The sequence below is a fragment of the Rhodoblastus sp. genome (assembly GCF_052145335.1).
Taxonomy (GTDB): Bacteria; Pseudomonadota; Alphaproteobacteria; order Rhizobiales; family Beijerinckiaceae; genus Rhodoblastus.
The window spans coordinates 1-6752 of record NZ_JBKQOU010000159.1; the positions used below are offsets into that span (position 1 = coordinate 1).

Sequence of the window (6752 nt, forward strand, 5' to 3'; positions counted from 1 at the left end):
CGAGGAGACTCTCCAGCGTTGTGCAACCATGCTCAAAGACGCCGCTGAGATGGTCATGGATCACTTGCATGGCAGACGCCCGGCGGCGCAAGCCACTGATGTCCCTGGTCCCATTCTTGCCGCCACCGCAGCGCCGGAAGCCCCCTCGCCTCCCTCAGCGACCCGTTCCGCGCTCGCTCCCGAAGCAGAGCCTCCCTCGCCGCCGCGCCCGTCGCCTTCTCCAGGCATGTGACTGCGCCGCCTGTTATTCCTTTCGAAAAAAGGGCTATCCGGATTTCAGCGTGTTTGCTGTATCGCAGACGGATCGTCGAACGAAGTGCCATCAATGTGTTTTGTCACCTGAAAAAGGCGTAGATTCCAAGTTCGCAAGCGGACCAAGATGGTAGATGAATGATTGTCGTTCGTGCCTGGGGCGAACGGCAGAAATCGACCCTAAAGCGGACCTTTACGAAAGTCGCTTCGTTGTACCTGCTTGACCCAAAGAGGTAATTAAACGGCAGGCCGTCATCGAATATTTTTGAACTGGCGGCTGGGGGCCGAAATCACCAATCGATCTTGAGGACGGCAGCAATTTATTCGGCACATCTCATCACCTGGCGAATTTACGTTTTCCACGGAGAAACGCGGGGTAGCCCTCTGCTTTGAGACCGGGCGGGCCAAGGGGGTTCTTCAAGTCTCCCCAATCCACCGAACCGGTGTCGGCAAGGCGCAAGAGGACTTCCGCAGCCTGTTGTGGAGTGACCTCGCTATAGGGGATCGTCAGGGCGGGGCTGAAGAGTTCCAGAGCTTGAGTTCTTGTTAATCCAAGCTTTCTTTCGGAGCAAACAAATCATGCTCGTCCTTGCGCGCGTTTTCGTCATCGGTAATGAGAACGTTGGTCCAGCCGGCGATGCAGCAAGCCGTGCCGCACCAGTTCTTCATATCGAATTTCAAGCGCTCTCCATTCGGGAGCACGGTGTTTTGGGCGCGGATGGCCTTGGCAACGAAGTGGATCGCCTCGGTGTTCAACGATGCCTCCCTAAGATCGGGTCAAACCTAATTTATAACAAGTATTAGCTGAAATGGCCGCAGATTTTCCGTGACGTGCTCAAGTGAGGAGGATGTCTACGTCTGTTCTGCCGGTGAAAGGCTCGCCCTAGCAGTTGCAGGTTACGGTTCACTGGCAAGCGTGAGTGCAATGCTCCTTCGCGTATCACAATGCGGTTGAGGATTAGCCAGAGTGGCGAAGGTTAGTTTGCGACAGCCTGCAGCGCGCTCTCAATCTGAGCCGCATCAAAAGGCTTGGGAATGAAGGGCACGCTACGCAACTCAAATGGCAGCTCGTCTTGAGGTGAGCCAGAAACAAACACAAAAGGCACATGCTTGCGTTCGAGAATGTGCGCAATCTCGAACGTCTTGCCGTTTGTCACATCGACATCCAAAAAAGCAAAGTCTAGGGCTTCATGCAAAGCCTCCTTGGTCGCTGCGACAGACCCTTCAATCACGACGGTAGCCGTCACGATCTTGATGATTATCATTTCCAGGTCCATGGCGACCCAAGGTTCATCTTCGACAATGAGGATGTGCAATATTTTCATGGAACGCAGCCGTGGCGGTCGCTAGGACAAGTAGCGGACCATTAACCCTTTGACGAAAGAAAAGGTTTCTACCGCTAAGTCGGATATCTGACAGACGTTGCCTTATTCGCCGCCTATATGAGCATGAGCTGGAGGCGCTGCGCGCCAGCCTGTTCATCCCTGGCCCCTCCGGTCGGGCAGGAACACGGCTTTGGCATCGGAATACTCCAGCCAGAGCAGGCGGAACCGACTGCTCGCGGTGCTCACGCCTGCCGATAATTCAGAGCGTAGGATAGCTGTCGTGATTACGACTGGCTACCGGGTCGATCGCGGACAACCTGATTTAGGCGAAGCGGTCGCCATTCTTCAAAAGCCCCACGCCGATAGCGACCTCACAATGCCATACAGAAGGCGACCGTAGCTGCGTTCCCTCCTATGATTGGGTTTCGAATGTCGGCCGCCGGGCCAGCGAGTACGGGCGAAGAAGGATCGCGAAGCAGGTGGTGGGGGGCCGTAGGAATCTTCCGTTAACATCGAACCACTAGGCGGTTGGTTCAACGAAGAAACCTTAGCTTGGATGCTTCAAATTGCCTCGATTTGCGGCACAACTCCTGAAAGTCTGCCGAGTTCTCCCGAGCCTGTCGGGCAGCCTGCGGGGACTTGCGCTTAACCACAAGCGGGCGCTCAGCAGTCGCCTGGCATACATCGGCAGCTCGCGAATCGAGAAGCGCCAAAAGGCATTGTTCCTGCGCCGCCCTTGCCTCCATCCCCGCTTCAAATGAAGGGTCTACGCCATCGTCGTCCATCTCACTTTCCAGTACGATAGTTCACGCGCTGGCCCAAGCGCGAATACGAGAAATTGACCGATAAGCTCTGGACAAAAGAAAGCGCCCGCCGCGGGAACTGCGAGTTGGTCGGCGGGCGCTTCTGGCCAGCAAGAAGCACCCGAACCCCACCGGCGCAGCCGAACTTTGACCGTTAACGTACCATATGTGTGACCAAGATTAGCCGCTACACCCAATCCAAGGTGAAGTCTGTACAAAATTGCTCACATCAAGAGGTTCGTGGATCGAATCCACATGCTCCCGCGCGTCGGCAAAATGAGCACGTTTAAGGCTCGATGCGCGGCTCCTCGTGTAGAACGAGATTCAACAACGAACTGTGGACTTGGATGCCGCCGTTGTAGTGAATGAAGCCCAGGTTTCGAAATTTGTTCATGAAGAAACTCACGCGGGACCGGGTCGTGCCGATCATCTCCGCAAGCGTCTCCTGGCTGATTTTCGTGATCAGCGGCTCCGGTTTATCTTCCTTGCCAAAGTTCGCCAGCAGCAGGAGCAGGCGGGCAAGACGTTTCTCACTCGAATTGAACAGCAGATCGACAAGGTCTGCTTCGACGCGGATGGTCCGGCCAAGAAGATGCGCTATGAACACCTCGGCAAACGCTGGTTCCTGATGGATCACGCGGAGAATCGCCGCTTTTTCCAGCCGCACGATGACGGATTCCATGATCGTCGTGGCCGTTGCTATCCGGTGCCTCTGTCCGGCCAAACATCCTTCTCCGAAGAAATCGTTCGCACCCAGAATTGCGACGACGGCTTCCTTGCCTCGCTTCGAAACGACCGTGACCTTTACCTTGCCGGTCTGAAGGAAGAAGACCGCATCGGCGGAATCTCCCTGTGAGAAGACGATCCGCTCTCTGGGATACGCATGAATGCTCCGGCCCTCGCCAACCTTAGCAAGAAAAGATTTCGGATTGAAGGAAAGTCGACGTTTGATCGCCATAGCACGAGCTTCTCTAGCGCGCTTCTCTAAAGAGCGAACCTTTTATTATCATAAGATTTTCCGCGATCAAAAGTTGCGCCATGAGCAGTTTTGATCAGATCGTCTCTTCGTTGTCTGGTACTTGAGCTTTTGGGGACAATAAGAAAAATGCTGCCATTTTCCTATGAAATGCATGAAATGGCCCATTTTGCCTGGGCTCCGGCACGTGCTGTTTCGGATGTCGCGCGGACGTGGCTAGAGAACCCCGTCAATCCGTTATCCCTTACGGCCGCGGGCCGGAATCTGACCGCCACGGCGAAAATTTTTGAGCGATTGACCCGTCGTTACGGCAAGCCCGCGTTCGATCTCGCCACGACGGTCGTTGACGGCGCAATCGTTCCTATCGTCGAGGTGGTTGTGTGGGAGCGTCCGTTTTGCAAGCTTCTCCATTTTGAAACGCAGTTTGACACCGGAGTCCCCCAGCCGCGGCAAAAGCTTTTGATCGTCGCGCCCATGTCGAGCCATCACGCGACCCTGCTGCGCGGCACTGTGGAAGCGTTTCTTCCCTTCTATGACGTCTACATCACCGATTGGATCGATTCCCGGACGCTTTCCCTTGCCGCCGGCCGGTTCGACCTTGACGATTACATCGATTACGTGATCGCCATGTGCGAGACCCTGAGCAAGGAGCATGACGGGTTGAGCCTGCATACGCTCGGGGTTTGCCAGCCGGCGGTCCCCCTGATTGCCGCCGTTGCCTTGATGGAAGCACAGGACAATCCGCACGTGCCCGCCTCAATGACGTTGATGGGCGGCCCGATCGACACCAGGCGAAGCCCGACCAAGGTCAATCTTCTAGCCCAGGAGCGCGGCAGCGAATGGTTTAGGCGCCATTGCATCTGCACCGTTCCTTATGGCTATGCAGGGGTGGGACGAGATGTGTATCCCGGCTTTCTGCAACTGACCGGCTTCTTGGCGATGAATATAGATCGTCATGTCAACGCTCATTTCGACTTCTTCGATCATCTTGTCACCGGCGACGGAGATTCGGCGGCCAAACACCGCGAATTTTACAATGAATACCGGTCTGTCATGGATCTGACCGCCGAATTCTTTTTGCAGACCATCGATACCGTGTTTGTCAAACATGCATTGCCGAAAGGCGAAATGACGCATCGCGGCACGCCAGTGAACCTTGCCGCCATACGCCGTGTGGGGTTGCTCACCGTGGAAGGTGAAAACGACGACATTTCGGGGATCGGCCAAACCCTCGCCGCGCAGGACCTCTGCCAAAGCCTTCCCCACTCGATGAAAGCGAACTACTTACAAGAGAAGGTCGGTCATTACGGCGTATTCAACGGTTCCCGTTTCCGTAACGAGATCGTGCCCAGGATCCGGGAGTTCCATGCCCGGATAAGCCGTCCGGTCCATGCCTTGAAGCTGGTGGCAACGGCGGAGACAAAGTGCGCCGAAAGGGCGGCGAGTTAATGTACCAGGTGGGTTAACAGTCTGAGTCAAACCGATTGCTTTGATATCAAGCTCTTGCGAGCCTTCTTGTGAGCGTTCGGATATGACGACGATAACCCAAGGTGGCACTTGTGATTTCATCTTGAAAGTCCGGGTGGGACGCCTCAGCTCTCGCAAGTCGAGCCGCGTCAATGCGATGTCTTGCCAGCACGCTCCGACAACATCGTTTGAAGTTTATCCAACAGCTCGTGGAGATCGACCAGCATTTCGCAAGTGTCTGGTGTCGCCGCCCTACGCGCTTCTAGGTCCTCAAGCTCCACGATACGCTTGCGAAGAGTTTCAATAAGGTCCTTGGAATAGATCCTAACATCGCGGTCCATAATAGCCCGGAGTTTCATGCGTCATTGGTGGAGAAGGTTTGAACCTTGGTGATCGCGGTTTCGATCGGCTTGAAAAACTCTCTGGCGAGGTTGGCACGAAGGTCGGTCATTTTCATCAAATAGGCAATGAAGCCCGCGTAAGACGTCTTCGCATGTTCCGACTGGATCTGAATGGCGCTCTCGAAAGTTGTCGCGCCGAGCAGTTTTGCAACGACAGTAAACCTGTTCTCCAGCGACCGTCTCGAGTAATCACTCGCTTCGGCGGCGATGGCTTGGAGTGTATCGAGAAAAGAGGAGGCCGCAGAGGCGTTCGACTCGAGTTGCTCGGTGCTGAGTTTTTGGAAGTTATAAATATTGACGGCCACGCCATCTCCCTTGCTCTCAGTTCTTATATCTTGCTCGGTCTCAATTCCAGCACCTTCCCTCGTCTCGTCCGCCTCAGTGTTGATGGCTTTTGCCATGGCGTCTTCCGTGACCTCAGCCGAGTAACCGTTCGTGGCCGCAGCCATTTCATCTTCGCTAGTTTTAGCCATTGGTTCGTTGGCCTTAGTCCTGGCAACAGGCCTGGTCGTGGCCCTGACGTTGGCTTTGGTCTCAGCCCCTTTGTCATCCCGCGCCTTAGTCATGGCATTTTCCCCTGGTCATTAGTACGCCGGCTCTGCTAGCCGGGCTGAAGTCTGCGAGCTTGTTGGGCTCGCAGAGCTGCTTCAGACGGCGCTCAAGTCATGTCACTCGATGTCGCGGTAGAGTTGGGCAGGTTTCCGGCAGAGCGCTGCTAAAGGAGTCAGCCGGTTGCCCCGCAAAAAGAGACTGGCTCCCGCCTCACTGCGCGACTCACCGCAGGCTATACTTTGGCGGCTTGAACCTTGGTGATCGCGGTTTCGATCGGCTTGAAAACCTCTTTGGCAAGGTCGGCATAAAGTTCGCTCGTTTTCGTTACATATCCAACGAGCTCCTCCAAAACCGTCTTGGTATATTCGGACTGAATCTGAATGGCGCTCTCAAAAGATTTGGCGCCGAGCAGCTTTTCGAAGAAAGCGGAACCGTTCTCGAACGACTTCTTCGAATACTCGCTCGATTCGGCGGCGATTGTCTGCCAGCCCTTGGCAAGCGATGACGACGAAGTGGTCACCACCTCGAGTTGCTCTTTGCCGTATTTCTGGAAATCATCGAATTGGTAGGCCAATTTTATCCCCTCTCATAGGTGGTGCGACGGTTGTCTGGCTCGACGTGACTCCATCGGCGAGCGCGCTTTTTCGGCTCGCATTTTGCCCTATAGTGCAGCGCACAAATCCTGTCTGTGGCCTACGCCACAGAATAAGAGAGATTTACATTTGTCACTTGTTGTAACGTCAGCCGCTGTAACGTCACTCGAACTGCAACTTTGGCCTCTTGTGGCGGTTTCGCGCTGAGACTGTGCGGCAAACAAACCTGCAATAGACGCACAACGAGCCCCGGTGCATTCAAGCAGCTGCGGGGCTCTGCTTCGGCTTTGCGAAGTGATCTGTGATTATGCAGATTGTCTCTGCGAGCTGACACCCGCTTGGCCTTCGCGCGCGCTATCGCAGTAGGATATCAAATTGTCGGC

The 6752-nt window shown here is 55.1% G+C and carries 6 protein-coding genes; 1 reads left to right on the forward strand and 5 read right to left on the reverse strand.

Features of this window, described 5'->3' with window-relative positions:
* Positions 1-798 precede the first annotated feature (798 nt).
* From ACLP2E_RS10785 to ACLP2E_RS10795, 3 genes are all read right to left on the reverse strand, one after another.
* Positions 799-1008, reverse strand: coding sequence for a hypothetical protein (locus ACLP2E_RS10785; protein WP_442465913.1), 210 nt, complete (start codon positions 1006-1008; stop codon positions 799-801).
* Between the two features lie 221 nt (positions 1009-1229).
* Positions 1230-1577: a response regulator gene (locus ACLP2E_RS10790; protein WP_442465914.1), complete on the reverse strand. Its 348-nt coding sequence runs from the start codon at positions 1575-1577 to the stop codon at positions 1230-1232.
* 1089 nt (positions 1578-2666) lie between these two features.
* Positions 2667-3338 (reverse strand): Crp/Fnr family transcriptional regulator, encoded by a 672-nt coding sequence (locus ACLP2E_RS10795; protein ID WP_442465915.1) that lies wholly within the window; start codon positions 3336-3338, stop codon positions 2667-2669.
* A gap of 147 nt (positions 3339-3485) precedes the next feature.
* On the opposite strand from ACLP2E_RS10795, the gene ACLP2E_RS10800 reads away from it, so the two are divergent.
* Complete coding sequence (locus ACLP2E_RS10800) at positions 3486-4805, forward strand: polyhydroxyalkanoate depolymerase (protein WP_442465916.1); 1320 nt, start codon at positions 3486-3488, stop codon at positions 4803-4805.
* Between the two features lie 373 nt (positions 4806-5178).
* On the opposite strand, the gene ACLP2E_RS10805 is transcribed toward ACLP2E_RS10800, so the two are convergent.
* Entirely contained in the window at positions 5179-5790 is a 612-nt protein-coding gene (locus tag ACLP2E_RS10805; RefSeq protein WP_442465917.1) for a phasin family protein, read from the reverse strand.
* A 218-nt stretch (positions 5791-6008) separates the two neighbouring features.
* Complete coding sequence (locus ACLP2E_RS10810) at positions 6009-6350, reverse strand: phasin family protein (protein ID WP_442465918.1); 342 nt, start codon at positions 6348-6350, stop codon at positions 6009-6011.
* Between the last annotated feature and the right edge of the window lie 402 nt (positions 6351-6752).